Raw genomic sequence first — 26,584 nt, 5'->3', positions numbered from 1 at the left:
CGTGCCGGGCCGAGCGCTCAGGTCTGCCAGAGGCGCAGCGGCCGTGCGTCGACGCCGTGCACGAGCGGCCGCAGGTAAAGCCAGCAGTCGGCGAAGTGACGCTGCAGTGCTTCCATCGACGTCGATACCGCGCGCACCAGCACGACGCCCGGCGTCACGCAGGTCGCGCCCGCGCGCAGGGTGTCGTCGAACGGCATCCGCACGGCGAGCGCTTCGGCGAGCGCGGCATCGCACGCGGCGCCAGCCGCCCAGAGCGTGCCGTATACGGGAAAGCCGGCGAGACCCTGCAGTGCGCCGCGCAGCGGATCGTGCGCGTCGAGCCGCGCGCGCTCGGTCCATAGCGGCCGCCCATCGGCATCGACGAGTGCCGAACCCGATGCGATGCGGCCCGCCGACCACGTTTCGCCGGCCGCCTGCCGGCCGAGCTGCGTCGCGTCCCAGCCGATCGCGCTCGCGCCGGCGCCGAGCGTTACCGTGAAGTCGAGCGCGGCGTGGGCCGCGTCGAAGAACAGGTTGTTCTGCGGCAGCCAGTCGAGCTTCGCGTGCTCGCCGACCGTGATGCCGATGCGCTGCGTCGCGTCGAGCCCGTTCGACTTGTACCACTTGGTCGCGCCGGGTGTCGTCAGCACCGCGTGCGTGCCGTCGCCGAGCGTGATGTCGATGTCGAGCCGGTCGCCGCCCGCGACGCCGCCCGGCGGGTGAACGATGACCGCGTGACAGATCGCGTCGCCTTCCGGATACAGCGGCCGCTGGACGCGCAACGGGCCGTCGTGCAGCCGGTGGACGAGCGTCGTGCGCGCGCCGTGCCGTTCGAAGCCGAGTTCGAGACGGCCGCGCCACGACTTGGCGACGGCGGGGCGGGACAGCGGGGCGTGGGAGTCGGAGGCGGACATCGGCGGCAAGCGGGAAACGACGGAAACGGGCGCGAGGAACGTGGATGCTACCGGAACAATAATGCAGATGCCGCGTTCGTTGGAAGCGCGGCGCGTGCGGCCGCACCGCGAACCGGCCGGCCGTACCCGCCGCCGTGCCGCTGCTCACACCGCGATCAGTTCGCGCACACCGTTCGTTTCCATGTCGCGCGCATCGCCGCCCGAGATGACCTCGCCGCGGCTCATCACCCAGTAATGGTCCGCGATCGAGCGCGCGAAGTCGTAATACTGCTCGACGAGCAGCACGGTCATTCTCGATTCGTCGACGAGCTGGCGCAGCGTGCGGCCGATGTCCTGGATGATCGACGGCTGGATGCCCTCGGTCGGCTCGTCGAGGATCAACAGCTGCGGCTCGCTCATCAGCGCACGGCCGATCGCGAGCTGCTGCTGCTGGCCGCCCGACAGGTCGCCGCCGCGCCGCGCGCGCATGTCCTTGAGCACCGGGAACAGGTCGTAGATGCGGTCCGGCACCTTTGACGGCGCCTTGCGGCTCGCCGCGCCGACGAGCAGGTTTTCCTCGACGGTCAGCCGCGGAAAGATGTCGCGACCCTGCGGCACGTATGCGAGGCCGGCCGCGACGCGCGCATATGGCGGCAGCGCGCCGAGCGCCGTGCCGCGCCACGACACGCTGCCGCTTTTCGCGGCGACGACCCCCATCAGGCAGCGCAGCAGCGTGCTCTTGCCGACGCCGTTGCGGCCGAGCAGCACGGTGAGCTTGCCGTCGTCGGCGGCCATCGTCACGTTGCGCAGGATATGGCTGCCGCCGTAGTACTGGTTCAGTGCATCGATCTTCAGCATTGGATTACCGTCCGAGGTAGGACTCGATCACCGCGTCGTCGCGCTTGACCTGGTCGAGCGTGCCTTGCGCGAGCACCGCGCCTTCGGCCATCACCGTCACGCGGCCCGTATCGCCCGCGAGCGCCGCGACGAATTCCATGTCGTGCTCGACGACCATCATCGAGCAGGTGCCGCGCAGCGTGTTCAGCAGCTTCGCGAGTTCCATCGTCTCGTGGTCGGTCATCCCGGCGGCCGGCTCGTCGAGCAGCAACAGAGCCGGGCGCTGCATCAGCAGCATGCCGATCTCGAGCCGCTGCTTCTGCCCGTGCGACAGCTCGCCGGCCGCGCGATACGCGTCGCTTTCGAGGCCGATCAGCGCGAGCGTCTCCTCGATCTTCGCCTGTGCGGCGCGATCGAGCCGCGCGCGCAGCGACGCGAGCCAGCCTTTGTCCGTCTGCATCGCCAGTTCAAGGTTTTCCCACACCGGATGCTGTTCGAACACGGTTGGCTTCTGGAACTTGCGGCCGATCCCCGCACGTGCGATCTCGGGTTCGTTCATCCTCGCGAGGTCGATGGTCTGGCCGAGAAAAACCTTGCCCGCGTCGGGTCGCGTCTTGCCGGTGATCACGTCCATCATCGTCGTCTTGCCCGCGCCGTTCGGGCCGATCACGCAGCGCAGTTCGCCCGCGTCGATCGACAGCGACAGCTTGTTCAGCGCGCGAAAGCCGTCGAAGCTCACCTCGATGTCCTCGAGGTAGAGGATCGTGCCGTGCGACGTGTCGATGCCGGGCGGCACCACGCGGCCCATCGATGCGGTGCCGCTGACGGCCAGCAGCTCGTCCTCGGCCGGTGGCGTGAACTGGTAGAGGGCCGTGCCGTTCATGCGCGTTTCCCCTTTGCGAGCAGCGTGTCCACGAGGCCCATGATGCCGCGCGGCAGCAAGAGCGGCACGAGCACGAAGATCAGCCCGAGAAAGAACAGCCAGTATTCGGCGAAGTACGCGGTGAAGAGGCTCTTCGCGCCGTTCACCGCGAATGCGCCGACGATCGGACCGATCAGCGTGCCGCGCCCGCCCACGGCGACCCAGATCGCCATTTCGATCGAGTTGCCGGGCGACATCTCGCCGGGGTTGATGATGCCGACCTGCGGCACGTACAACGCGCCCGCGATGCCGCACAGCACGGCCGACAGCGTCCATACGAACAGTTTGTACGCGAGCGGGCTGTAACCGAGGAACATCAGCCGCGTCTCGCCGTCGCGCACCGCGGTGACCACGCGCCCGAGCTTGCTGGTGACGATCGCGCGCGCGGCGATGAACGCGAGCACGAGCGTCGCGAAGGTCAGCAGCAACAGCACCGTGCGCGTGCCGGGCGACGTGACGGAGAAGCCTGCGATGCGCTTGAAGTCGGTGAAGCCGTTGTTGCCGCCGAAGCCCGTCTCGTTGCGAAAGAACAGCAGCATCGCGGCGAACGTCAGCGCTTGCGTGATGATCGACAGGTACACGCCCTTCACGCGCGAGCGGAACGTGAAGAAGCCGAACACCCATGCGAGCACGGCCGGCACGAGCACGACCAGCGCGAGCGCCCAGGCGAGATGCTGCGTGCCGCTCCAGTACCAGGGCAGCTGATGCCAGTCGAGGAACACCATGAAGTCGGGCAGGTCGCTGCCGTATTTGCCGTCGCGGCCGATCTCGCGCATCAGGTACATGCCGATCGCATAACCGCCGAGCGCGAAGAAGAGGCCATGGCCGAGGCTCAGGATTCCGCAGTAGCCCCACACGAGATCGAGCGCGAGCGCGGCGATCGCGTAGCACATCAGCTTGCCGGCGAGCGTCATCGCATACGCGGACAGGTGGAACGCGCTCGACTCGGGCGCGACCAGTGCGGCGAGCGGCACGCCGATGCCGATCGCGACGCACAGCGCGACGAGCGCAAGCCAAGCGCGGCGCGACAGCAGCGCGGGGCGGGGCGGCAGGCCGAGCGCGAAACCGTCCTCGGCACGCGCGGCTGCGGCGGGCTTCGGCGCGTCGGGGATCGGATTCGACAACGAATCGGTGATTGAAGTCATGTCAGGCCTCCGCGCTGCGTCCCTTCGGGGCGAACATGCCCTGCGGACGTTTCTGGATGAACAGCACGATCATCACGAGCACCGCGATCTTCGCGAGCACCGCGCCCCAGAACGGCTCGATTGCCTTGCTGACGAGGCCGAGCCCGAAGCCGCCGAGCACGGTGCCGGCGATCTGGCCGACGCCGCCGAGCACGACCGCCATGAACGAATCGATGATGTAGTTTTGCCCGAGGTCCGGGCCCACGTTGCCGATCTGCGACAGCGCGCACCCGCCGAGGCCCGCGATGCCCGCGCCGAACGCGAACGCATACGCGTCGACGCGCGCGGTCTTCACGCCGACGCACGCGGCCATCCGGCGGTTCTGCGTGACCGCGCGCACGAACAGGCCGAGCCGTGTCTTCGTCAGCACGCCCCAGGCGACGCACACGACCGCGAGCGCGAACGCGAGGATCGCGAGCCGGTTGTACGGCAGGATCAGGTTCTGCATCACGGTCACGCCGCCGCTCATCCACGACGGGTTCACGACCTGCACGTTCTGCGCGCCGAACAGCATGCGCGTGGCCTGGATCAGGATCAGGCTCACGCCGAACGTCGCGAGCAGCGTCTCGAGCGGGCGGCCATACAGGTGCCGCAGCACGAGCCGCTCGAGCACGATGCCCACCAGCGCCGCCGCCGCGAACGACACGGGCACCGCGACGAGCGGATACCAGTCGAACGCCGCCGGCGCATAACGCTGGATCAGCGTCTGCACGACATAGGTTGCGTACGCACCGATCATCAGGAATTCGCCGTGCGCCATGTTGATCACGCCGATCAGCCCGTACGTGATCGCGAGGCCGAGCGCCGCGAGCAGCAGCACGCTGCCGAGCGACAGGCCCGCGAACACGGTGCCCACGATCTCGCCGCGGCGCTGCAGCGTGTGCAATGCATCGAGTCCTTGCTGCGCGGCTTCGCGCACGCGCGCGTCGGGCTCCGCATGGCTGCCGTCGGCGTTCTGCGCGACGAGCGGGCGCAATTGCTCGATCATGTCGAGATCGTGGCGCGCGGCCACCACCTGCACGGCTTCGAGACGCTTCGCCGGATCGGCGTCGTGCAGCGCGGCGATCGCCCACAGTGCGTCGAGACGGCGTTTCAATGCCGGATCGGTTTCCTTGGCGCGGGCGCGCTCGATCATCGGCTTGAGCGCCGGGTCGGGCGACTTCAGCAGCGCGTCGATCGCGTCGCGGCGCGCGGCGACATCCGGCGATGCGAGAGCGAGACCCGACAGCGCACCGGCGATCTTCGTGCGCAGCAGGTTGTTCAGCATCACGGGCTGCGCGTCGCCGGCCGGCGTCGCGGCCTGCGTGAGCGCGTCGTGCGCGGTGTCGCCGGTCTGGATCAGCAGGTGTCCGTCGCCGGTCGCGAGCGCGTCGCCGGTCGACAGCGCATTGAGCAACGCGACGGCGCGCGGATCGGCATCGGCGGCGAGATGTTCGATCGCGGCCGTTTTCGCGTCGAAGTCGTCGCCGGCAAGCGCGGCGGTATCGGCCGCCGTCAGGGCGAACGCGGCGTGCGGCAGCGCGCCCGTCAGCGCGGCACAGGCGACGACCGCGACGGCGGCGCGGCGAAAGCGTGTAGGCATCGGAAAATCCTGTCGGGCGTGGGAAAGCGAATGCGTGCGGCGGCGCGCGAGCGAAAGCGGCGCGTTACCGCAATCGCGGCGGCGTGCCTGCGCCGGCCTGCGAACGGAGCGCCACGCCGGTGCGCGGCGCTCCGCATCGCATCAGGCCAGCGCCGCGCGCTGCCGGCGCAGGAACGCCGGGATCGAGCTGACGATGTCCGGCTTGCCCTGGTTGCCCGCGATGAACGGGCTCCACGGCTGCGCGCGCACGACCGTCTTCGTCTTCCACACGACGTTGAACTGCCCGTCGCCGCGGATCTCGCCGATCATCACCGGCTTGTGCAGGTGATGGTTGCCGTCCATCGAGAGCGTGAAGCCCGACGGCGCGGCAACCGTCTGTCCGATCATCGCGACGCGCACCTTGTCGACGTCGGTGCTCTTCGCCTTCTCGACCGCCTGCTTCCACATGTGGATGCCGACGTAGGTCGCTTCCATCGGATCGTTGGTCACGCGCTTCGCGCCGCCCGGCAGATTGTTCGCCTTCACCCACGCGGCGAACTGGTCCTTGAACTTCGTGTTCGTCGGGTTCTTCACCGACATGAAGTAGTTCCAGGCCGCGAGATGGCCGACGAGCGGCTTCGTGTCGATCCCGCGCAGCTCTTCCTCGCCGACCGAGAACGCGACCACCGGCACGTCGGTCGCCTTGATCCCCTGGTTGCCGAGCTCCTTGTAGAACGGCACGTTCGAATCGCCGTTGATCGTCGAGACCACGGTCGTCTTGCCGCCCTGCGCGAAGTTCTTGATATTCGCGACGATCGTCTGGTAGTCGCTGTGTCCGAACGGCGTGTAGACCTCCTGAATGTCGGCGTCCTTGACGCCTTTCGACTTCAGGAACGCGCGCAGGATCTTGTTGGTCGTGCGCGGATACACGTAGTCGGTGCCGAGCAGGAAGAAGCGCTTCGCGCTGCCGCCTTCCGCGCTCATCAGGTACTCGACGGCCGGGATCGCCTGCTGATTCGGCGCGGCGCCCGTGTAGAACACGTTGCGCGACATTTCCTCGCCTTCGTATTGCACCGGGTAGTAGAGCAGGCCGTTCAGTTCCTCGAACACCGGCAGCACCGACTTGCGCGACACCGACGTCCAGCAGCCGAACACGCATGCGACCTTGTCCTGCGTGAGCAGCTGGCGCGCCTTCTCCGCGAACAGCGGCCAGTTCGATGCGGGGTCGACGACCACGGGCTCGATCTTGCGGCCCATCACGCCGCCGCTCTTGTTGATGTCGGCGATCGTCATCAGCGCCGTGTCCTTCAGCGACGTTTCGGAGATCGCCATCGTGCCCGACAGCGAATGCAGGATGCCGACCTTGATCGGACCCGTGCCCGCATCGGCCGCGTGCGCGAACGGACTCTTGCCCGCCAGCGCGAGTGCACCGGCCATCGAACCGAACTTCAGCAGACTGCGACGTTTCATCGAGTTCCCCTTGACGTGTTTGATAGGCGTGCGCCATGACGGCGCCGGCATCTGACTAACGCAAGGCATGTGCCAGTCGCACGGATGCACGCGGGGCGTGCCTGTGCGGGGTGACGTCGGGCGTTGGCGTGGCGCGCGTGACGCGTCCTGCAGCATGCGCGATCCGTTGCGGTGCAGTCGCGCGGGCGCAAATGGTGCACGGCGTGCGCCCGTGTGCGAGCGCGCACGTCACGCGTTGAGGGACGTGCGGAACGTGATCGATGCGCATGCATCCAGCCGCGTCGTGTCGGCGTCGCCGTCCACACGGGGGGAAGTGGCGTACGACGGGAAGCGCGAAGCGATCCGTTCGACGGGTGCCATGCTCGGGTGCTCGCCGCCGTCCGTCATCGAACACACGCGGCTAGCCGACGGGCCGAAGCGATCGGGGGAGGGGGAACAGAGAAGCGGAAATGCAAACGGGCGCGCCATGCGCGCCCGTTCGGCGGATCGGAGCGATCGGCTGCAACGTGCCGGTCGCCGTGGCGGCGCGCGATGCGCCGCCGGGAAGGTCAGTGACTCAGTAACGCGGCACGGACGGATCGACGTCACGCGACCACGCGTCGATCCCGCCCTGCAGGTTGTACAGCTTCGTGAAGCCGCGCGATTCGAGGAACATCGCGACCTGGGCGCTGCGCATCCCGTGATGGCACACGCAGACGATTTCCGCTTCGTCGTCGAGCTCCTCGCTGCGCGCGGGGATCTGTTGCATCGGGATCGACACGCTGCCGGCGATCTGCGCGGTCGAGATTTCCCACGGCTCGCGCACGTCGAGCACGACCGGCGCGGGACGCGCCGGATCGCGAAGCCATTCCGCGAGCATCGCGGGTGTCAGGATCTGCATGGAAGCTCCGCCGCTCAGAACTTGAAGCGCGACGGCTCCATCGCGTTGACGAGGTGATTGACGTAGGTTTCGAACACGTCGGCGACGCGGTACTGCTTGTCGTCGATGCGCGTGATGATCTGCGCCTTCATCACCGGACGGCCGCCGACGAACGCCGACAGGCGGCCGCCGATCTTCAGCTGTTCGAGCATCTGCTGCGGCACGACCGGCAGGCCGCCCGCGACGCAGATCACGTCATACGGCGCCTTGTCGGGCCAACCGAGCGAGCCGTCGCCGAGCACGACTTCCGCGTTCGTCACGCCGTCGTTGCGCAGGTTGTCCGCCGCGAACTTTGCGATGGTCGGATCGATATCGACAGCCGTCACGTGCTGTGCGCGATGCGCGAACAGTGCGGCCAGGTAGCCCGAACCCGCGCCGATCACGAGCACGTTCTCGTGCTTCTTGACCGCCAGTTCCTGCAGCACGCGCGCTTCGACGCGCGGGAACAGCATCTTGCTGGTGCCGCCGGGCAGCGGCAGCTCGAGGTCGGCGAACGCGAGATCGCGGTGTTCGGGCAACACGTAGTTTTCACGCTTGACGATCGACAGCAGGCCCAGGACGTCCAGATCCAGCACATCCCACGGCCGGATCTGTTGTTCGATCATGTTGAAACGCGCGTTTTCGATATTCATGGTGTGGTCACGCAGCCAGGTCGGCCATCAGCGGGGATAGAGAAACTTCGTGATTGTACCAAACGGGGCGGCCGCGAAGCCTTCAGACGGCCTGCAACAGACCTTTAACCCTTGCTCTTCTTGATCTGCGCCTCGAATGCGAGGTCGAGCTTGCTCGCCTTGCGCGGCTTTTTGGGGCCGAATTCATCGACGAACCTGACGAATTCGTCGAGCGGCAGCGGCTCGCTGCGCTTCTCGGCGGTGCCGCCGGAGCGGTCGACCAGATAGAACAGGCCGCCCGCCATCGCGACGGCCGCGAACTGCGGGTTGCCGGAACGGGTCTTCAGGCGTTCGACCGCGTTGGTTGCTTTGGTGGTGCGCATCGTGCGGATTCTTGCAGGGGCGTTGAGCCCCGTACTTTATCAAACCGGCCGCCCGCATGCGGCCGTGCGGCGTCAGACGGTGCGCGAGTAGCGTTGCCGCGGCGTCTGGCCGAGGTAGGCGTCGAACGCCATCGCGATGTTGCGCACGACCATCCGGCCGGCCGGGTGGATCGTCAGGCGGTCGCCGGCGATGGTCAGCAACCCGTCCTGCTCGAACGTGCGCAGTGCGTCGAGCTCGCGCGCGAAGTGATCGGCGAAGCGGATCCCGTGCGCGGCCTCGATATGCGAGAACGGCAGTTCGAGGTTGCACATCAGCTGGGTGATCACGTCCCGGCGCAGCCGGTCGTCGGGCGTGAGCCGCACGCCGCGCGTGATCGGCAGCCGGCCCGCGTCGAGCGCGGCGCCATAGGCCGGCAGATCCTTCGCGTTCTGCGCGTAGACGTCGCCGACCTTCCCGATCGACGACACGCCGAAGCCGACCAGGTCCGTATCCGCGCGCGTGCTGTAGCCCTGGAAATTGCGCTGCAGCGTGCCGTTGCGCTGCGCTCGCACGAGTTCGTCGCTCGGCCGCGCGAAGTGATCCATCCCGATGTACACGTAGCCGGCCTGAGTCAGCATGTCGATCGCGAGGCCGAGCAGCGCGACGCGCGTTGCGGGCGGCGGCAGCGTCGCGTCGTCGATCTGCCGCTGCATCTTGAACAGGTGCGGCATGTGCGCGTAGCCGAATACCGAGAGGCGGTCGGGCGCGAGTTCGATGATTGTCTCGAGCGTGCGCGCGAATACGGCGACCGTCTGGTGCGGCAGCCCGTAGATCACGTCGACGCTGACCGAATGAAAGCCCGTGGTGCGTGCTGCCGACAGCAGGTCGGCCGTCATCGCGAGCGGCTGGATCCGGTTGATCGCCTGCTGCACGATCGGATCGAAATCCTGCACGCCCAGGCTCAGCCGGTTGAAGCCGATGTTGCGCAGGTGGACGAGCGTCGCGGGCGTGACCGTGCGCGGGTCGATCTCGATCGAGAACTCCGCGTCGGCGTCTGGCGCGAGCGCGAAGTGTTCGCGGGTGGCCACCATCAGCTCGGCCGTTTCGTCGTCGGACAGGAAGGTCGGCGTGCCGCCGCCCCAGTGCAGCTGCGTGACCGGGCGCGCGGGATCGAACAGCGCGGCCTGCAGCGCCAGCTCGCGCTTCAGTTGCTCGAGATACGGGCGCGCGCGGCGGCGGTTGTTGGTCGCGATCTTGTTGCAGCCGCAGTAGAAGCAGGCGGTGTTGCAGAACGGGATGTGGAAGTACAGCGACAGGTCGCTCGACGACGCGCCAGGATCGCCCGCGGCGCGCACGTAGTCGGCCGGGTCGAAATCGTCGCGGAATTGCAGCGCGGTGGGGTAGGACGTATAGCGCGGCCCGTTCGCGCCGTACTTCGCGAGCAAATCGGGACGGAACATTGTGTCGGCAGAACCGGAACTCATGAGGGTCTCGCGCTTTTTAGATGCTTTCGAGTATATAAACGCGCGTTTCGGCTGCATTGTGTAATAACGTCGCAGCCGGCGGTGGCACAATGCGCAGTGGGCTGCCGCACGCTGCGTCCGGTTGCCGCACCGTTTTTTTGTTGTTCGTGAGAGAGCCGAGTGTCCGTCGAAATGCCTGTCCGTCCGGCGCCCGCCGATGTCCCGCCGCCGCATGCGTGCCGCGAGGGGTGCGGCGCATGCTGCATCGCGCCGTCGATTTCCTCGCCGATTCCGGGGATGCCCGACGGCAAGCCGGCCGGCGTGCGCTGCGTGCAGCTCGGCGACGACCTGCGCTGCCGGATCTTCGGCCGGCCCGAGCGTCCCGCGTGCTGTTCCGGACTGCAGCCGTCCGCCGAGATGTGCGGTGCGTCGCGCGACGACGCGCTCGCGTGGCTGACGCGCCTCGAGGTCGCGACGCAGCCGGCGCCCGGCGCCGGCGCGGCCCGCTGACGCATTGCCCGCGCTGCCCGTCACAGGCACGCGCATGGAACCGGCGACATCCGCCGAAGCACTAACTTCGGTCCACGGCCCTGCTTGCGGCCGAGCCGGTAACCCGACGGACGCTTCGCCCGATACAGGAGATTGTTCAGCATGACCGCATCTTGCACGCCCGGCCGGCGCCGCTTCCTCGCCGCCTGCGCCGGCGCCATCGGCGTGTCGGTATCGCTCGCCGCCTGCGCGTCGACTTTCCCGTTCATCCCCGATCACTACACGTTCTCGCGTGGCGATGTGCAGAAAGCCGTCGCGCGCAAGTTTCCGTACCAGAAGACGGTCGCGCAGGTCGTCGACGTGTCGCTCGCCAATCCGGCCGTCAACCTGCTGCCCGACCAGAACCGCGTCGCCGTGCAACTGGACGCGCATTTCGCGAGTCCGTTCCTGAGCGAACCGGTGAGCGGCAAGTTTACCGTGTCGGGCCAGCTGGCTTACGACGCGCCGAGCCGCTCGGTCGTGCTGAAGGCGCCGGCCGTCGACAGCCTCGTGCTCGACGGCAACGCGCAGATGTACGCGCAACAGGTCGGCGCGGCCGCCGGCCTGCTCGCGACGCAGATGCTGACCAACTATCCGATCTACACGTTCAAGCCCGAACAACTGCAATTTGCCGGCGTGAACTACGAACCCGGTACAATTACGATTCTTACAAACGGCATACGCGTGGCGATCGTCGAAAAGTGACGGCGCACCGCGCGCGGCCGGGCGGGCCGCGACGGCGATGCGGCCCTTTCTTTCGACTACTTCGGAGTTGGGCCACGGATGGACTGGATCCTGATCGGCAAGGCATTGATCCTCGGCGTCGTCGAGGGACTGACGGAATTCCTCCCGGTGTCGAGCACCGGCCACCTGATCGTCGCGGGCAGTTTCCTGAATTTCAACGATGCGCACGCGAAGACCTTCGACGTCGTGATTCAGTTCGGCGCGATCCTTGCGGTCTGCTGGGAATACCGGCAGCGGATCGTCTCCATCGTGTCCGGGCTGCCGAGCCGGCCCGACGCGCAGCGCTTCACGCTGAACGTCGTGATCGCGACCATTCCGGCGATCGCGCTCGGCCTGCTGTTCGAGAAGAAGATCAAGGCCGTGCTGTTCTCGCCGGTGCCGGTCGCGTTCGCACTCGTCGTCGGCGGCGCGATCATCCTGTGGGCCGAGGCGCGGCAGCGCGAACGCAGCGAGCCGCCGCGCGTGCAGTCGGTCGATGCGCTCACGCCGCTCGACGCGCTGAAGGTCGGCATCGCGCAATGTTTCGCGCTGGTGCCGGGCATGTCGCGCTCGGGCTCGACGATTATCGGCGGGATGCTCTTCGGCCTCGACCGGCGCGTCGCGACCGAATTCTCGTTCTTCCTCGCGATTCCGATCATCTTCGGCGCGACGCTCTATGAAACCGTCAAGGACTGGCAGGCGTTCACGGTCGATTCGCTTGGCCTGTTCGCGCTCGGGCTCGTTGCCGCGTTCGTCAGCGCGTTCGCGTGCGTGCGCTGGCTGCTGCGTTTCGTCGCGACGCACGACTTCACCGTGTTCGCGTGGTACCGGATCGCGTTCGGCCTGTTCGTGCTGCTGGTGGGGTATAGCGGGTGGCTGAACTGGGCGTGATGCCGGTGCGGGGGCGAGGGCGCATCCAATAGAAAACGGCCCGATCGGCAGCAGATGCCGGTCGGGCCGTTTGTCATTGCGCGACGCGCAGCGTGCGTTGCGTGCGCTGCGCGTTGTGTTCAGCCGGCGCGTTTGCGGAACACCAGGTCCCACACGCCGTGGCCGAGCCGCAGCCCGCGCCGTTCGAACTTCGTGACGGGGCGGTAATCGGGGCGCGGCGCGTAGTCGGCCGCCGTGTTTTCGAGCGTCGGTTCGGCGCCGAGCACTTCCAGCATCTGTTCCGCGTAGTTTTGCCAGTCGGTCGCGCAATGCAGGTACGCGCCGGGCTTCAGGCGCGATGCGAGGTGTGCGACGAGCGGCGGCTGGATCAGTCGGCGCTTGTGATGGCGCGCCTTGTGCCACGGATCGGGGAAGAAGATGTGCACGCCGTCGAGGCTTTCCGGCGCGAGCATGTGCTCGAGCACCTCGACCGCGTCGTGCTGGATGATGCGGATGTTCGGCAGGTCCTGCTCGCCGATCAGTTTCAGCAGCGCGCCGACACCCGGTTCGTGCACTTCGACGCCGAGGAAGTCGTCGCCCGGGCGATGCGCGGCGATTTCCGCGGTCGATGCGCCCATCCCGAAGCCGATCTCCAGGATGCGCGGCGCGCGGCGGCCGAACACGGCGTCCCAGTCCGGGATTTCCGCCGCGTACGGGACGACGAAGCGCGGGCCGAGATCGTCGAGCGCGCGGCGCTGGCCGGTCGACACGCGGCCGGCGCGCGTCACGAAGCTGCGGATGCGGCGGCGGTGCAGCGGGTTGACTTCGTCGGCGCCGTCGGCGGCTTCGTCGGGAAGGGCGGCGTCGTCCGGCGGCAGGCCGGCTTCGTTCGGATCGTCGTGCATCATCGGTGACAGAGAAAGGCTTGGTTCGGGCGCGGGCCCGTCATGCGCAGCGGTGCTACCAGATGAACCGGCAGACGGTACAAAAAAGCCGCCTTCGACGAGGCGGCTCTTGCGCAGGCTGCCGAGCAGCCGAAGGTGGAGCGGGCGATGGGAATCGAACCCACGTCATCAGCTTGGGAAGCTGAGGTAATGGCCATTATACGACGCCCGCAGAACGCGTAATTCTACAGGGTTTGGCGCAGATGTTGCAAGCAAGGCGTTTTTGGCCGCCTGCCTCGAAGCACGCATGGGCTCGGTGGTTGGGCGACGGATCGCCGGGAACGGGCGTCAAGGATCGGCCGGAAGCGGTCGGTCATCGCAAGGCCGACCGGAACATGCAGGCGGCGCGCCAGCACGCAAGTCCGTGTCGAAAATAGACGAGTCGGTGTCGGACGCATACAAGCCCCGGTGAAGCTTTCGAACTAACGTGACAGACCTTCTACCCGATCGTTAGTCTGGAGCCGACATGTCCGATTTCATCACCGTTCTGCGCAAAACCTGCCCGACCCCGGTCGTTGACGCGACCAAGTGGAAGCGCATCGGCGGCGATCCGCACACCGTGAACCTCAACGCCTACCTCTCGAAGGATGGCAGCAAGATCATGGGCACCTGGATCTGCACGCCGGGCAAGTTCGAAGTGAACTACGAGAAATGGGAGTACTGCCACTTCCTCGACGGCTACTGCATCATCACGCCGGAAGGCGAGGAGCCGGTGCACCTGAAGGCCGGCGACGTGTTCGTGATCGAACCCGGCATGAAAGGGACGTGGGAAGTGGTGGAGACGGTGCGCAAGTACTTCGTGTTTGCCTGAGCGGGCCTGTCGATTCGACTCGCGTACCAGCGCCGGTTGAATCGATGCGCTGAAACGCATCCGTACCCGTGCCGACGAGCAACGGTTTCAGTCGGGATCGCAAGCAGGGGATTCCGGCTCAACAAACTCGTTCCGGTTCGGAAACTACTCGCCGAGCGTGGCCGCACGCTCGGCCGGTTCCGCTATCCCGTCGATCTCACCGATCGCGCCGGGTGTCTGCCGCTCACGATAGGCGCTCGGCGCCATCCCGTACGCCCGCCGAATCGCGCGCCCGAGGTGCGACGCATGGGCAACAAAGAGGCGCGGCCAGTCCGGAGTCGGTCAGAGCGCTCGCATGCGTCGCGATGTCCGCGCCGCTTGGCACGACGCGATTCGACAACGTCGGGGCGACGTTCACTGCTCGATGCTCAGGGCCTTTTCGATCGCGGCAATCAATCTGAACGCATCGTCTCGGCCGATCAGGAGGCCGCGACTGGTGTACTCACAGCCGAACGCGTAAAAGCTGGGCAGAAGCGTGATCGCATCCTTCTGTCGATCGAAATCGACCTCGCATTTCGTCAACGGGAAGAATGGAGGGTCCTCGACGGTCGGCTGGTACACGGCGTTCTCCTAATAGAGCTTGCGAGGCGGCAGCATGCGTTTCGCGAGCAGGCACTGTCTCGCGACGGCGCTGGCATTCTTGCGCTTGCGCTCGGTAGTTGGCTTTTCATAGCCGGTGCGACCACGCAACTCGCGGATCAGGCCCGTCGCCTCGATGTTTCACCGGAAGCGCCGGAGCGCGACATCGACAGGTTCGTCGGGCTTGCGGATGATCGTCGTCTGCAGGTGCTGTTTCAAGACACGCGTGGCGGAAAACTAGCCGAGCCGGGTCATGACGGCACTTGCGATCTCGTCGGATTCGAATTCCGAATATCCGGCGTTGATCGTCAATGCGCGCACTGCTGCGAACATCTGCAACTCGGGTTGGTGACGCAACGCAGAACCGGCGAGGCCGTCGTGCGGGACTGCGTCGGTACTGGAAATCTCTCGCCGTTCGATCAGGCGCAGGAGTTCATCGATAATCATTTCGTCATCCAAATCAGGATGCGGCCGCGCAGCCGCGACAGGAAGCGTCAATGGGAATCTGCGAAGAGCGGCTGCTTGCCGCGATTGCCGTCGATGATCTGCTCCGCGTAGCGAACGGACGCGCGGCGCGCTTCGCCCGCCGATTCGAACGGTGCGTTGTCGAGCAGCCGGAATGTTTCGCTGCGGGTCAGCGTGTCGGTGGTGCCGCGCAGGCAGATCTTCACGGCCGCGTCGAAGCCGGCGTCGTAGTTGTGCGTATTACCGTTCAGCGACGGAATGTGCGGGTAGATCAGCGGATAGATTTCGAAGCCACGATAGAGATGCATGCTCATGATGAACTCCTGGGTTCGGGCGCGACAAATCGCGTGGACGAACGCAACCGACCGGTATCACCGCGGCGCGGTGTGACGGGTGGGGTGAAAAGGACAGCAATGCGCGCGGGTAACGGACGGTAACGGCGCGACGCAGCGAGAGGGTAGACGGCGGGGCGAGCGGCGAGTGCAGTGACGCAGGCTCGGACAAAATTCATCATACGCGCTTCGTGTCGGATGTCCATCTAATTCGCGGCCGCGCCAGTGGGGGGCGATGACCGGCGTCGAGGCCCGCGACGCGCCTCGCACGTGACGCAGCATTCGTCCGCACGTCGACGCGGCACGGCGCGATTCGGATGATGTCGAGCGAGTCGGATCCCTTCGCCGCATCGCGACGGTCGCGCGTCTGCACGACATCGCGCGAGCGCCTATGATGCAGCGATCCGCCAGTCGCGCCGTCCCGGAATGCGCGCATGGCGCGCGAACGCCGAACGTTTTCCCGGAACCCCGACCATGCGCATCATCGACATCCGCGAGCAAGCGATCCCCGTTTCCCGCCATGCAGATCCGGCGCTACCGTCGGGCGGCTTGACGACGAGCGTCGTCGCGATCGTTACCGATGTCGTGCGCGATGGCCGGCCGATCACGGGTTACGGCTACGCTTCGGTCGGGCGTCATGCACAGGGCGGGCTGATTCGCGAACGGTTCGCGCCGCGTCTGCTGGCCGCCGCGGACGCCATCGCCGACGACGCCGGCACGAACCTCGATCCGTTTCGCGCATGGCGCGCGATGATGGCAGGCGAGAAGCCCGGCGGGCACGGCGAACGCTGTGTCGCGGTCGGCGTGCTCGACATGGCGATCTGGGATGCTGCTGCGAAGATCGCAGGCCTGCCCCTCCATCGCTTCATCGCCGACGGGCTCGCGCGCAATGCGGCACCTCGCGTGCGTGTCTACGCGGGCGGTGGTTACCGCTATCCGCACGACGATCTCGCGCACCTGTCGGACGAGATGCGCCGCATCGCCGATCTCGGCTACACGCACGCGAAGATCAAGATCGGCGGCGCGGATGTCGATCACGACAAAAGACGCATCGAAGCGGCCGCGGCGCGTCTGGCCGACAGTTCGCATCTCGCGGTCGATGCGATGAACACGTACGACGCGACGAGCGGCCGCGCAGCCGTCGCGATGTTGGCACCGTTCGAACTCTGGTGGTTCGAGGACCTTTGCGATCCGCTCGACCTGCCGCTTCATGCGGACCTGACCGCGCAATACGCGCCGCCGGTCGCGGCCGGTGAGGCGTTGTTCTCGCTCGCGGAAGCGAAGCTGATCGAACGCTACGGCGGCCTGCGCCCGGACCGCGACGTCCTTGTGTTCGATCCGGTGCATTGCTATGGCCTGCCGGGCTATCTGCAGATCGTCGACCATTTCGTGTCGAACGGCTGGCGGCGCGATGCGTTCTGGCCGCACGGTGGTCATCTGTTCTCGTTGCACGTCGTGTCGGCGCTCGGGCTCGGCGGCGCCGAAGTGAGCCCGTTCGCGTTCCGCCCGTTCAACGGGCTGGCGGACGGCGAATCGGTCGACGCCGGCTACGCGGCCGTGCCACAGGCGCCGGGCATCGGCTTCGAGCTTCATGCCGATGCGTACCGCGCGTTTCGCGCGGTAGCCGGCTTGTGAACTGCGCGGCCGGTCTCAGCGCGCATCGATCGCGAAGCGGACCGCGCACCCGAGCATCATCGCGGCGACGTACCGCTCGAGCACACACTACGTGAGCGCGTGGTCGAACCATGCGCGGCATGCCCGGACGCCATAGGCGAGCCGCCGTCACCCGATCGCGTGCGCGCCGACCAGCAGCAACGCGCCGACGACGATCAGCAGCAGTGCGTGAATGCGCGTGACCATCACGCATATCGTCGATACGACCGCGATCGCCCGCGCGGGCCAGCCGCCGTCGAGCGCCTGCAGCAGCACCCAGACCGACGCGAGAATCATGCCGGCCGCGACCGGGCGCAGGCCTGCCTCGAGCGCGACCTGCCAGCGTGCGCCCTGGTGGCGCCGCCACAGATGCGCTACGCCGTAGATCAGGAACGCGGTCGGCCCGAACAGCGCGAGCGTCGCGATGACCGCGCCCCAGAAGCCCGCCACCTGCCAGCCGATCAGCGTCGCGAGCAGCGAGCCGGGGCCCGGCGCCATTCGCGCGATCGCGAAGTCGTTCACGAACTGCGAGGCCGTCATCCAGTGATGCACGTCGACGACCTGCCGCTGGATGTCCGCGATGATCGCCTGACCACCGCCGATCGTCGCGATCGACAGCGGTGCGAATACGCCGAACAGGGCGGCGTAGCGTGACGAGGCAGTCATCGTTCGTCGCTCCCGACGCCGGATGCGGCCGCGCGCCGGTATTCGAGCGCGACGCTCAGCGCGCCGGCGACAAGTACGGTCCATACGAGCGGCCAGTGCAGCACCGCCACCGACACGAACGTGAGCGCCGCCACCGCGAACGGCAGCGCGCGGCGCGGCAGCCGGCGCACTGCGGTGATCGCCATCGAGATCGACAGCCCGATCGCCGCGGCGGCCGCGCCCGCGAGCGCGACGTGCGTGAGCGTAAAGCGCGTCAGCGTCGAGAACGCGACGCCGAACAGCACGATCAGCACGGCCGGCGGCGCGATGATGCCGGTGAAGCCGGCCACCGCGCCGCGCCATCCGGCCAGCCGGTAGCCGATCCAGATCGCGAGGTTCTTCACGTTGACGCCCGGCAGCGCCTGCGACAGCGCAAGGCCGTTGAGGAACGCTCCCTCGTCGAGCCAGCGCCGCTCGTGCACGAAGTCGCGCATCATGCGCCCGCTCAGCCCGCCGCCGAAGCTGGTCAGGCCGATCTGCGCGAACGCGATGAAGAGTGCGAGGACGCCGGGCGGCGGGGCCGGGCCGTCGGGTGGCGCGGGTGCGATCGGGTTGGAGGGTGAAGACATCGGGCGGACGGGGCGCGGCGGGTGGGCAGTTGCCCATGGTAGCAAGCGGCACCTGTCGGCACGCTGACATCGCGCCGACGACGATGTCGGTGCCGCGCCACCGGCGTGCAGACGTCGAAGCCGCCGCTCGGCTACGCGCGCACGACCGTCACGCCCGCGGCCTCGATCGGCTCGGTCAGCGCTGCATCGGTTTCCCGTTCGACCACGATCGCTTGTGCGAGCGTGAGCTCGCCGATCGCGAACTGCGACGCCGCTCGCAGTTTGGATTGCGAAGCCAGCACGATCGTCTCGCCGGCGCGCCCCGCCAGTGCGCGCTTGATCGCCGCTTCCTCGAAGTCGCCGGTGCTCAGCCCCGCGACTGGATGAACGCCGGTCACGCCCATGAAATACAGGTCCGCGTGGATGCGCGAAATGCCTTCGATCGCCGCGGCGCCCACGGCGACGATCGAATGCTTGTACAGCCGTCCGCCGATCAGGATCACGTCGATCGACGGATGCGCGGCCAGTGCGACGGCGACGCTCGGGCTGTGCGTGACGATCGTCGCGCGCAGGTCGGGCGGCAACTCGCTGACGAGCAGTGCCGACGTCGTGCCGCCGTCGACGATCGCGACCTGTCCGGGCGCGATCATCTGCGCGGCCCGGCGCGCGATGCGCCGTTTCTCCGCGGTTTCGAGCAGTTCGCGCTGCGCGAACGGCGCGACCGCCGGCGACGCCGGCAGCGCGCCGCCATGCACGCGCTGTAGCAGGCCCTCGGCCGCCAGTTCGCGCAGGTCGCGCCGGATCGTGTCCTCGGACACGCCGAATTGCGCGCTCAGTTCGACGGCCAGCACTTGGCCGTCGCGGGCGAGCGCATCGAGGATCGCTTTCTTGCGTTGGGTCGTCAGCATCGGGTTTGCACGAAATTTCTTGAAATTGCACGAATATGCACGCTACCATGAGTGCCGTCACTTGTCGAATGGGAGACCACCATGGCCGCAACGCGGGACCGCGTCCGCATCGTCGATACGACGGTGCTGTCCGATGACTGGTATGTGCTGAAGAAGGTCACGTTCGATTTCCTGCGCCGCGACGGCACGTGGCAGCGCCTGAGCCGCGAAACGTACGACCGCGGCAACGGCGCGACCATCCTGCTGCGCAACGCGACGACGGGCGACGTGCTGCTCACGCGGCAGTTCCGGATGCCGGCGTTCGTCAACGGACACGACGGGATGCTGCTCGAAGCCGCCGCCGGCCTGCTCGACGACGCGACGCCCGAGGCACGCATTCGCGCGGAGGCCGAAGAGGAAACCAGCTATCGCGTGCGCGGCGTGCGCAAGGTGTTCGAGGCGTTCATGAGTCCCGGCTCGGTGACGGAAAGGCTGCATTTCTTCGTCGGCGAATACGATGCGTCGCTGCGCACGGGCGACGGCGGCGGCATCGCGGAGGAGGGCGAGGATCTCGAGGTCGTCGAGATGCCGCTGCACGCGGCGCTGGATGCCGTCGAGCGTGGCGAGATCGTCGACGCGAAGACGATCATGCTGCTGCAGTACGTCGCGCTGCGGGAACCCGCGGGCGTGCGCGCCGCGGCTGCGTGATGTCGCGGCGCGGCGCCCGAACCGGCGTATGATCGCGCGACGCCACTCGCGCACCGTTCGACGCTTCCGCTGCTCCATCATGCCGATTTCCGACTCGTCCGATTCCACTGATTCCACCGATTCCAGCGCCGCTGCCGAGCCACTGCCGGCGCATCTGGTCGCGTCCGCCGTCGAGGCGCTCGCGCGCGCCGATGCGCTGCTCGTGACGGCCGGCGCGGGCATCGGCGTCGATTCGGGGCTGCCCGATTTCCGCGGCACGGACGGCTTCTGGCGCGCGTATCCGGCGCTGCGCCACGAGCGTTTCGAATTCCACGAGATCGCTTCGCCGCAGGCGTTCCGCGCACATCCGCAGCTTGCGTGGGGCTTTTACGGACACCGTCTCGGACTCTACCGGCAGACGGTGCCGCACGCGGGCTTCGCGATCCTGCGGCGCTGGATGGACGTGATGCCGAACGGCGGCTTCGTGCTGACGAGCAACGTCGACGGCCAGTTTCAGAAGGCCGGTTTCGATCCGGCGCGTGTCGCCGAGATTCACGGTTCGATTCATTCGATGCAGTGCCTGCGACCCTGCTCGGACGACACGTGGGATGCCGCGCCGTTCACGCCCGAGGTCGACGCGGCCGCGTGCCGGCTGGTCGGCGAGCTGCCGCGCTGCCCGCGCTGCGGCGGCCTCGCGCGGCCGAACATCCTGATGTTCGGCGACAACGGCTGGCTCGGCGAACGCTACGACGCGCAGGAGCGGGCCCTGCAGGACTGGATCGCGCAGGCGGGATGGGTGACCGTCGTCGAGATCGGCGCGGGCACCGCGATTCCGACCGTGCGTCTCTCGAGCGAGCGGCTCGGCGCCGACGTGATCCGCATCAACGCACGCGAGGCCCATGCCCGCCGCGCGGACGTGATCGGGCTGAAGGGCAGCGCGCTCGCGACGCTCGTGGCGCTCGACCGCGCATGGCACGGCGGCTGAGCGGCGCGCGGCGAATCGGCCGGCCGGCATTGCCGTCGCGGCGCGATTCCGCATACAGTTCGGCGTAGGCCGCATCCGCGATGCGGCTTCGTCAGCGAGGAGCTCCCTTGTTCTATTCGATCGTCGCGATCTTCGTCGGCGCCGGGCTCGGCGCATTGCTGCGCTGGTTCCTGAGCCTTGCGCTCAACGCGTTCTTTCCCGCCGTGCCGCTCGGCACGCTCGCCGCGAACCTGATCGGCGGCTACGTGATCGGCATCGCGGCCGTCGCGTTTACCACCCGCGTCGGGCTGCCGCCTGAGTGGCGGCTGTTCGTCATCACGGGCTTCCTTGGCGGCCTCACGACATTCTCGACCTATTCGGTCGAAGTGATGACGCACGCGGTGCAGGGCGAATTGGGATGGGCGTTCGCGGTGGCTGCCCTACACTTGACTGGATCGTTCACGCTGACGGCGCTCGGCATGTGGACCGCGCGCGCGTGGTTCGCGGCAGCCTGAGCGCGCCGGCATCGGGAGGACGCGATGGACAGGGTTTTCTTGCGCTTCTACGTGCACGAGCAGCACCGGCTGCACTGGAAGCCGCTGTGGGAGTGGCTGCTGGAGGAAGGAAACCGGATGGGCGTCGCGGGCGGTTCCGCGTTTCGGGCGATGGCCGGCTTCGGCCGGCATCGGGTGCTGCACGAGGACCGCTTTTTCGAGCTGCAGGGCTCGCTCGCGATCGAGGTCGAGTTCATCGTCACCGAGGACGAGGCGCAGCAACTGCTCGAGCGGCTCGCGCGCGAGAAGGTGCGCGTGTGCTACGCGATGATTCCCGCGCGCTTCGGGGTGATCGACACGCTCGAGGTGCCGCCGGCGCAGGGGCCGGCAGCATAGCGCAACGCGTCAGATGCCGAACATCGTCAGCGACACGGCGGCGCGCGTGACGATCATCAGCAGCACCTGCACGATCACGAACAGCAGGATCGGCGACAGGTCGATGCCGCCCAGGTTCGGGATCACGCGGCGCAGCGGGTTCAGGAACGGCGCGGTGAGCTGGTAGAGGATCGGCATCGCCGGCGAGCGCGGATTGAGCCACGACAGCAGCGCCATCAGGATCGTCATCCAGATCACGAGATTGAGCGCCCACTTCACGACGGTGAGCAGCGCGACCACGACGAGCGTCGCGATCACCGAGGCCGGATCCAGGCCGGCCATCACGACCATCAGCACCACATAGACGAGCGCGGTGAGGAGGGCGGCGACGACGCTTGCCCAGTCGATGCCGCGCACGCCCGCGATCACGCGGCGCAACGGCAGCACGAGCCAGTTGGTCGCCTGCAGCACGGCCTGCGTGACGGGGTTGTACGGCGGCACGCGGACGGCCTGCATCCAGACGCGCAGAATCAGCGCCGCGCCGAACAGGGTGAAGACGGTATTGAGCAGAAAACGGGCGATCTCGCCGAACATCGTTGGCATCCTTTTTATACAGTCGAGTAGCGTGCGGCCGCCAACGCCGGATGGCGGCGCATCGGCCGACACCTTATCACGCCTCGTCGCGCGGCGGGGAGGGGTGCCCGGTCGTGCGCGCGAGCGACGTTTCGACAGCCTGCGCAAGCGCCGGCAGCGCGGCCGGCGGCGCCGCGCGCTTCGCCGCGAGCGCGACCGCGCGGCGGGTCATCAGCGCATACAGGGTCGCGTGGTCGCCGCCGCGCGCCTCGAGCAGCGCGAGCTGACGCTCGACGATGCCGGTGTCGCCGCGCGACACCGGGCCTGCCAGTGCGTTCGCGAGGCCCTTGTCGCGCGCGGTCGCGATCGTGCCGGTGAGCATCGGCAGCAGCGCGCGCAACGCCGCTTCCTCGTCGAAACCGAGGCCGCGCCACAGCTCGACCGCTTCCGACAGCCCGCACAGCGCGAAGCTCGCCGCGTAATGCGCGGCCGCGTGATACAGCATTCGGCCGCCGGCCGGAATCGACAGCGGATGGCAGCCGAGCGCGGCAGCAAGTCGCAGCAGCGTCGCGTGCAGCGCGCCGTCGGCTTCGAGCGTGACCGAGCAGCCGTCGATGCGGGAGAGATCGGCGTCCGTGCCGCCGAACAGGTAGAGCGGGTGGAAGCCGCCCGTGGCCGCGCCTTGGCGCTTTGCCGGATCGAGCAACTCGACCGCCGACGCGCCGCTGCAGTGGACGAGCGCCTGGCCTGCCGCTCGCGCCGCGTCGAACCGCAGCGCGGCGGCGGTCGAGGCGAGATGGTCGTCGGGCACGGTCAGGAAGATCAGGTCGGCGGCGTCGACGACCTGCTGCGGCGTGTCGACCGCCCGGCAGCCGTCGATGCGCGCGGCAAGTGCCGCGGCCGATTCCGTCGTGCGACTCGCGATCGCGGTGACCGGAAAGCCGGCCGCCGCGAAGCGCAGGGCGAGGCAGCGCGCCAGGCGGCCGGCGCCGATGAAGCCTAGGCGGGGGAGAGCGGGAAGGGGCATGGCGGGTCACGCAGCGAAAACGGAGCAGACGTCAGTATCGCAGGAATGGCGGGGCGGTCGTGGATAGGCGGCGATGCCGAACGGGGACGGCCTGGACGGCAGTGTTCGGTGCGGACAAGGTAAATTCGCGCGGCGGTTTCGCCTCCGTCGAAGTTGGTCTAATCCGGCCCCAAATCGCGCGGGGGGCTGTGTCCCGCCTGGATTGTCGGCGTCCTGTCGCGAATTTGTAATCGTTCATTACGGAAGCGTGCCCGCCACGCTTACCGGATCCGGTAAGACTGACCGGCCGGCGCGTCGCGGTTTCGCTGGTCGGACGGAAGCGCGGGACTCGCGAGGGGGATTGCCGGGCCTCGGCGCCCTGCCGGACGGTGGCCGCAGCCGCGTGGAATTGCAATTTGCAACAAATGCGCCATACGCGTGCGGTGGGTTTTCGCTACATTGCATCCATGCGACGTGCATGCCCGCCGTTGCCGACAGGAGCGTACAAATTACCGCTCCAGCAGGAGAATCGAAGTGAAAAAGCTCATTCCGTTCATCGCCGCCGCCGCGCTGGGCCTGGGTGCCGCAAGCGCCGCGCAGGCTCACGTGTCGATCGGGGTCGGCATCGGTGTCCCGATCGCGCCTGCGTATCCCGTGTATGCGCCGCCTCCGCCCGTGTATTACGCACCGCCCCCGCCGGTGTATTACGCGCCGGCGCCGGCCTACTATGCACCGCCCGCCGTGGTCGTCGGCGGTTACTACGGCCGTCCGTACTGGCGTCACGGCTACGGCGGCTGGGGGCACCACGGCTGGCGTCGTTGACGCATTCCGCGCGCGCGGCCTGATCGCGCGCGGCTAAACGGCGCAACGTCCCTTGCGGAGCGTTGCGCCGTTTTTCATTTGGGGCGCGGCTGTGCGTGCGGCGGTTACGCCGCGTGGACAATCAGGTCGCGGTAGCCGCCGACGATCACGCTGTACGAGAAATACGCGAACAGCAGCGCCGACGCGACGTGGCACGCGCGCATCATCCCCGCGCCCGCGCGCTTGCGGCCCTGGCTCGCGAGCGTGCACATGAAGAGCGTCCACGCGAGGCCGCCGAGGAAGAAGCCGGACAGGAACACCGACGCCGTCGCCGGCGTGGTCGCGCCGGCTTTCGCAATCAGCGCGCCGCCGACCGCCGCGAACCACAGAATCGCACTCGGCGACGACATCGCCAGCAGCATCCCGCGCACGAAGCTGCGCCGCGCGCTGGCACGCGGCTGCGGCGTGTCGTCCGCCGTGCCGTCGTTGGCGCTGCCGGCCGGCGCGAGCGCTTCACGCGCCATCTTCCACGTGAGGAACAGCAGCACTGCGCCGCCGCCGATCCAGACGACCCAGCGCACGGCCTCGAACTGCAGCAGCACGGCCATGCCCGCGAGCGCGAGCGCCGCGTAGACGAGATCGCCGACGCACGAGCCGACGCCGAGCCAGAAGCCCGGCCGGAAGCCGTGCGACAGCGTCAGCGACAGCATCGCGACGTTGACGAGGCCGATGTCGAGACACAGCGATAGCGACAGGAAGAACCCGTCGGACAGCATCGAGGCGGGGGGAAAGCTCATCGTCGTTCTTGTCGGGTGCGTTCAATGCATGGACTTACAGTCCGATTTCCTGCCAGAGACGGTCGACACGCGCCTTCACGGCCGCATCCATCTCGATCGGGCGACCCCATTCGCGGTTCGTCTCGCCGGGCCACTTGTTGGTCGCGTCGAGCCCCATCTTCGAGCCGAGGCCCGCGACGGGCGACGCGAAATCGAGATAGTCGATCGGCGTGCGGTCGACCATCACGGTGTCGCGCACGGGGTCGACGCGCGTCGTGATCGCCCAGATCACCTCGTTCCAGTCGCGGATGTTGACGTCCTCGTCGACGACCACGATGAACTTCGTATACATGAACTGCCGCAGGAAACTCCACACGCCGAACATCACGCGCTTCGCATGGCCGGCGTAGCTCTTCTTCATCTGGACGATGGCCATCCGGTAGCTGCAGCCTTCCGGCGGCAGGTAGAAGTCGGTGATCTCGGTGAACTGCTTCTGCAGCAGCGGCACGAACACCTCGTTGAGCGCGACGCCGAGCACGGCCGGCTCGTCGGGCGGCTTGCCCGTATAGGTCGAGTGATAGATCGCGTCGCGGCGCATCGTGATCCGCTCGACGGTGAACACCGGGAACCATTCCTGCTCGTTGTAGTAGCCGGTGTGGTCGCCGTACGGGCCTTCGAGCGCGTGCTCGTATGCGGCGGCCGCGTTGCCGGCCGGCCGCGGCGGTGCGCCGGCCGGGGCAGGGGCGGGCGCGCCTTCCTGCGGATGGATGAAGCCTTCGAGCACGATCTCCGCGCGGGCGGGCACCTGCAGCGTATCGACGCCGGGCGTCAGGCACTTCGCGAGCTCGGTGCGGCTGCCGCGCAGCAGGCCGGCGAACTGATACTCGGACAGTGAATCGGGCACGGGCGTCACCGCGCCGAGCGTCGTGGCCGGATCGGCGCCGAGCACGACCGCGACCGGATACGGCTTGCCGGGGTTCCTCAGCGCGAATTCGCGGAAGTCCAGCGCACCGCCGCGATGCGCGAGCCAGCGCATGATCAGCTTGTTGCGGCCGATCAGTTGCTGGCGATAGATGCCGAGGTTCTGGCGTGGCTTGTTCGGCCCGCGCGTGACCGTGAGGCCCCACGTGACGAGCGGTCCTGCGTCGCCGGGCCAGCAGGTCTGGATCGGCAGCTTGTTCAGGTCGACGTCGGCACCTTCCCAGACGATCTCCTGGCACGGCGGCGACGACACCGATTTCGGCGCCATGTCCCATACGGCCTTCGCGAGCGACAGCAGCTTGCCGGCGTCCTTCAGGCTCTTCGGCGGATCAGGCTCCTTCAGCGCGGACAGCAGCCGCCCGAGGTCGCGCAGCGAGCCGAGCGCGGCGTCGTCGCCCGCATCGACACCCATTCCGAGCGCCACGCGGCGCGGCGTGCCGAACAGGTTGCCGAGCACCGGGAACGCATTGCCGGGCGGCGCTGCGAACAGCAGCGCCGGGCCGCCGGCGCGCAGGACGCGGTCGCACAGTTCGGTCATTTCGAGCACGGGCGACACGGGCTGCGTGACGCGCCGCAGCTCGCCGAGCGCCTCGAGGCGCTGGATGAAATCGCGTAAGTCTTTGTATTTCATGAAGAAGGTC

General features: G+C 67.8%; 32 protein-coding genes, 1 tRNA gene and 1 pseudogene. 10 read left to right on the top strand and 24 right to left on the bottom strand.

Features of this window, described 5'->3' with window-relative positions; translation table 11 throughout:
* Positions 1-17 precede the first annotated feature (17 nt).
* The 11 genes from WS75_RS13105 to hemN form a co-directional block, all read right to left on the bottom strand.
* The gene (locus tag WS75_RS13105) at positions 18-893 is read right to left on the bottom strand and encodes an urease accessory protein UreD (RefSeq protein WP_059680827.1); all 876 of its coding nucleotides are present in this window, start codon (positions 891-893) and stop codon (positions 18-20) included.
* 144 nt (positions 894-1,037) lie between these two features.
* Positions 1,038-1,730: an urea ABC transporter ATP-binding subunit UrtE gene (urtE, locus tag WS75_RS13100; protein WP_059680826.1), complete on the bottom strand. Its 693-nt coding sequence runs from the start codon at positions 1,728-1,730 to the stop codon at positions 1,038-1,040.
* Between the two features lie 4 nt (positions 1,731-1,734).
* Positions 1,735-2,592: an urea ABC transporter ATP-binding protein UrtD gene (gene urtD / locus WS75_RS13095; protein WP_059680825.1), complete on the bottom strand. Its 858-nt coding sequence runs from the start codon at positions 2,590-2,592 to the stop codon at positions 1,735-1,737.
* Positions 2,589-3,776, bottom strand: coding sequence for an urea ABC transporter permease subunit UrtC (gene urtC / locus WS75_RS13090; RefSeq protein ID WP_059680824.1), 1,188 nt, complete (start codon positions 3,774-3,776; stop codon positions 2,589-2,591). Before urtC ends, urtD begins: the two co-directional genes overlap by 4 nt.
* Before the next feature lies 1 nt (position 3,777).
* Entirely contained in the window at positions 3,778-5,397 is a 1,620-nt protein-coding gene (gene urtB, locus WS75_RS13085) for an urea ABC transporter permease subunit UrtB (RefSeq protein WP_059680823.1), read from the bottom strand.
* 141 nt (positions 5,398-5,538) lie between these two features.
* Positions 5,539-6,846, bottom strand: coding sequence for an urea ABC transporter substrate-binding protein (gene urtA / locus WS75_RS13080; RefSeq protein ID WP_059680822.1), 1,308 nt, complete (start codon positions 6,844-6,846; stop codon positions 5,539-5,541).
* A 228-nt stretch (positions 6,847-7,074) separates the two neighbouring features.
* Positions 7,075-7,206: a hypothetical protein gene (locus tag WS75_RS34535; protein WP_257129365.1), complete on the bottom strand. Its 132-nt coding sequence runs from the start codon at positions 7,204-7,206 to the stop codon at positions 7,075-7,077.
* 196 nt (positions 7,207-7,402) lie between these two features.
* Positions 7,403-7,726: a rhodanese-like domain-containing protein gene (locus WS75_RS13075; protein ID WP_006758748.1), complete on the bottom strand. Its 324-nt coding sequence runs from the start codon at positions 7,724-7,726 to the stop codon at positions 7,403-7,405.
* A gap of 14 nt (positions 7,727-7,740) precedes the next feature.
* Positions 7,741-8,397, bottom strand: coding sequence for a protein-L-isoaspartate O-methyltransferase family protein (locus WS75_RS13070; protein WP_059680821.1), 657 nt, complete (start codon positions 8,395-8,397; stop codon positions 7,741-7,743).
* Positions 8,398-8,501: 104 nt separating this feature from the next.
* Positions 8,502-8,759: a hypothetical protein gene (locus WS75_RS13065; protein WP_059448113.1), complete on the bottom strand. Its 258-nt coding sequence runs from the start codon at positions 8,757-8,759 to the stop codon at positions 8,502-8,504.
* 72 nt (positions 8,760-8,831) lie between these two features.
* Entirely contained in the window at positions 8,832-10,223 is a 1,392-nt protein-coding gene (gene hemN, locus WS75_RS13060; RefSeq protein ID WP_059680820.1) for an oxygen-independent coproporphyrinogen III oxidase, read from the bottom strand.
* Positions 10,224-10,394: 171 nt separating this feature from the next.
* Between hemN and WS75_RS13055 the strand changes: the two genes are divergently transcribed.
* The 3 genes from WS75_RS13055 to WS75_RS13045 all read left to right on the top strand — a co-directional run bounded on the left by WS75_RS13055 (position 10,395) and on the right by WS75_RS13045 (position 12,344).
* Entirely contained in the window at positions 10,395-10,712 is a 318-nt protein-coding gene (locus WS75_RS13055; protein ID WP_059680838.1) for a YkgJ family cysteine cluster protein, read from the top strand.
* Between the two features lie 141 nt (positions 10,713-10,853).
* Positions 10,854-11,435 (top strand): DUF1439 domain-containing protein, encoded by a 582-nt coding sequence (locus WS75_RS13050; RefSeq protein WP_059680819.1) that lies wholly within the window; start codon positions 10,854-10,856, stop codon positions 11,433-11,435.
* A 78-nt stretch (positions 11,436-11,513) separates the two neighbouring features.
* Positions 11,514-12,344: an undecaprenyl-diphosphate phosphatase gene (locus WS75_RS13045; protein WP_059680818.1), complete on the top strand. Its 831-nt coding sequence runs from the start codon at positions 11,514-11,516 to the stop codon at positions 12,342-12,344.
* Between the two features lie 119 nt (positions 12,345-12,463).
* Here WS75_RS13045 and trmB read toward each other — a convergent pair whose 3' ends face one another.
* A complete protein-coding gene (gene trmB, locus WS75_RS13040) occupies positions 12,464-13,231 on the bottom strand; it encodes a tRNA (guanosine(46)-N7)-methyltransferase TrmB (protein ID WP_059605632.1) in 768 nt (255 codons plus the stop codon).
* Between the two features lie 133 nt (positions 13,232-13,364).
* Positions 13,365-13,439 (bottom strand) — tRNA-Gly (locus WS75_RS13035).
* A 294-nt stretch (positions 13,440-13,733) separates the two neighbouring features.
* Between WS75_RS13035 and WS75_RS13030 the strand changes: the two genes are divergently transcribed.
* On the top strand, positions 13,734-14,078 hold the full coding sequence (locus tag WS75_RS13030) for a cupin domain-containing protein (RefSeq protein ID WP_059466993.1): 345 nt from the start codon (positions 13,734-13,736) through the stop codon (positions 14,076-14,078).
* Positions 14,079-14,471: 393 nt separating this feature from the next.
* Here the strand turns inward: WS75_RS13030 and WS75_RS13020 are convergent, their stop codons facing one another.
* The 4 genes and pseudogenes from WS75_RS13020 to WS75_RS13010 form a co-directional block, all read right to left on the bottom strand.
* A complete protein-coding gene (locus tag WS75_RS13020) occupies positions 14,472-14,678 on the bottom strand; it encodes a hypothetical protein (RefSeq protein ID WP_059605430.1) in 207 nt (68 codons plus the stop codon).
* Between the two features lie 9 nt (positions 14,679-14,687).
* Positions 14,688-14,903, bottom strand: a pseudogene (rpsU, locus tag WS75_RS32030) (30S ribosomal protein S21).
* A 30-nt stretch (positions 14,904-14,933) separates the two neighbouring features.
* Positions 14,934-15,143 (bottom strand): hypothetical protein, encoded by a 210-nt coding sequence (locus tag WS75_RS13015; protein ID WP_059680837.1) that lies wholly within the window; start codon positions 15,141-15,143, stop codon positions 14,934-14,936.
* A 47-nt stretch (positions 15,144-15,190) separates the two neighbouring features.
* On the bottom strand, positions 15,191-15,475 hold the full coding sequence (locus WS75_RS13010; RefSeq protein ID WP_059680817.1) for a hypothetical protein: 285 nt from the start codon (positions 15,473-15,475) through the stop codon (positions 15,191-15,193).
* 492 nt (positions 15,476-15,967) lie between these two features.
* On the opposite strand from WS75_RS13010, the gene WS75_RS13005 reads away from it, so the two are divergent.
* Complete coding sequence (locus tag WS75_RS13005; RefSeq protein WP_059680816.1) at positions 15,968-17,128, top strand: enolase C-terminal domain-like protein; 1,161 nt, start codon at positions 15,968-15,970, stop codon at positions 17,126-17,128.
* A gap of 147 nt (positions 17,129-17,275) precedes the next feature.
* Here the strand turns inward: WS75_RS13005 and WS75_RS13000 are convergent, their stop codons facing one another.
* The 3 genes from WS75_RS13000 to WS75_RS12990 form a co-directional block, all read right to left on the bottom strand.
* Positions 17,276-17,812: a chromate transporter gene (locus WS75_RS13000; RefSeq protein ID WP_059680815.1), complete on the bottom strand. Its 537-nt coding sequence runs from the start codon at positions 17,810-17,812 to the stop codon at positions 17,276-17,278.
* The gene (locus WS75_RS12995; protein ID WP_059680814.1) at positions 17,809-18,420 is read right to left on the bottom strand and encodes a chromate transporter; all 612 of its coding nucleotides are present in this window, start codon (positions 18,418-18,420) and stop codon (positions 17,809-17,811) included. The genes WS75_RS13000 and WS75_RS12995 overlap by 4 nt, the downstream gene beginning before the upstream one ends.
* Before the next feature lie 131 nt (positions 18,421-18,551).
* Complete coding sequence (locus WS75_RS12990) at positions 18,552-19,307, bottom strand: DeoR/GlpR family DNA-binding transcription regulator (RefSeq protein WP_059680813.1); 756 nt, start codon at positions 19,305-19,307, stop codon at positions 18,552-18,554.
* Positions 19,308-19,388: 81 nt separating this feature from the next.
* Here WS75_RS12990 and WS75_RS12985 point away from each other — a divergent pair, with 81 nt between their 5' ends.
* The 4 genes from WS75_RS12985 to WS75_RS12970 all read left to right on the top strand — a co-directional run bounded on the left by WS75_RS12985 (position 19,389) and on the right by WS75_RS12970 (position 21,827).
* A complete protein-coding gene (locus WS75_RS12985) occupies positions 19,389-19,994 on the top strand; it encodes an NUDIX domain-containing protein (RefSeq protein ID WP_059680812.1) in 606 nt (201 codons plus the stop codon).
* A 79-nt stretch (positions 19,995-20,073) separates the two neighbouring features.
* Positions 20,074-20,958 (top strand): SIR2 family NAD-dependent protein deacylase, encoded by an 885-nt coding sequence (locus WS75_RS12980; RefSeq protein ID WP_059680811.1) that lies wholly within the window; start codon positions 20,074-20,076, stop codon positions 20,956-20,958.
* A gap of 107 nt (positions 20,959-21,065) precedes the next feature.
* Positions 21,066-21,452, top strand: a complete 387-nt coding sequence (crcB, locus tag WS75_RS12975) for a fluoride efflux transporter CrcB (RefSeq protein WP_059530237.1) — start codon at positions 21,066-21,068, stop codon at positions 21,450-21,452.
* A gap of 24 nt (positions 21,453-21,476) precedes the next feature.
* Positions 21,477-21,827 (top strand): DUF190 domain-containing protein, encoded by a 351-nt coding sequence (locus WS75_RS12970; RefSeq protein ID WP_059680810.1) that lies wholly within the window; start codon positions 21,477-21,479, stop codon positions 21,825-21,827.
* A gap of 9 nt (positions 21,828-21,836) precedes the next feature.
* Here WS75_RS12970 and WS75_RS12965 read toward each other — a convergent pair whose 3' ends face one another.
* Together WS75_RS12965 and WS75_RS12960 are read right to left on the bottom strand one after the other, a co-directional pair.
* Complete coding sequence (locus WS75_RS12965) at positions 21,837-22,400, bottom strand: YggT family protein (RefSeq protein WP_059530230.1); 564 nt, start codon at positions 22,398-22,400, stop codon at positions 21,837-21,839.
* A 76-nt stretch (positions 22,401-22,476) separates the two neighbouring features.
* Positions 22,477-23,406, bottom strand: coding sequence for a Rossmann-like and DUF2520 domain-containing protein (locus WS75_RS12960; RefSeq protein ID WP_059680809.1), 930 nt, complete (start codon positions 23,404-23,406; stop codon positions 22,477-22,479).
* A gap of 513 nt (positions 23,407-23,919) precedes the next feature.
* Here WS75_RS12960 and WS75_RS12955 point away from each other — a divergent pair.
* On the top strand, positions 23,920-24,207 hold the full coding sequence (locus tag WS75_RS12955) for a hypothetical protein (protein WP_059680808.1): 288 nt from the start codon (positions 23,920-23,922) through the stop codon (positions 24,205-24,207).
* Between the two features lie 104 nt (positions 24,208-24,311).
* On the opposite strand, the gene WS75_RS12950 is transcribed toward WS75_RS12955, so the two are convergent.
* Positions 24,312-24,983, bottom strand: a complete 672-nt coding sequence (locus WS75_RS12950) for a LysE family translocator (protein WP_059680807.1) — start codon at positions 24,981-24,983, stop codon at positions 24,312-24,314.
* Positions 24,984-25,017: 34 nt separating this feature from the next.
* On the bottom strand, positions 25,018-26,574 hold the full coding sequence (locus WS75_RS12945; protein ID WP_059680806.1) for a UbiD family decarboxylase: 1,557 nt from the start codon (positions 26,572-26,574) through the stop codon (positions 25,018-25,020).
* Positions 26,575-26,584: the final 10 nt, after the last annotated feature.

The organism is Burkholderia sp. FL-7-2-10-S1-D7, assembly GCF_001524185.1.
Classification (GTDB): Bacteria; Pseudomonadota; Gammaproteobacteria; order Burkholderiales; family Burkholderiaceae; genus Burkholderia; species Burkholderia diffusa.
The sequence above is the reverse complement of the archived record's forward strand: the minus strand, read 5'-3'. Positions and strand labels throughout refer to the sequence as shown.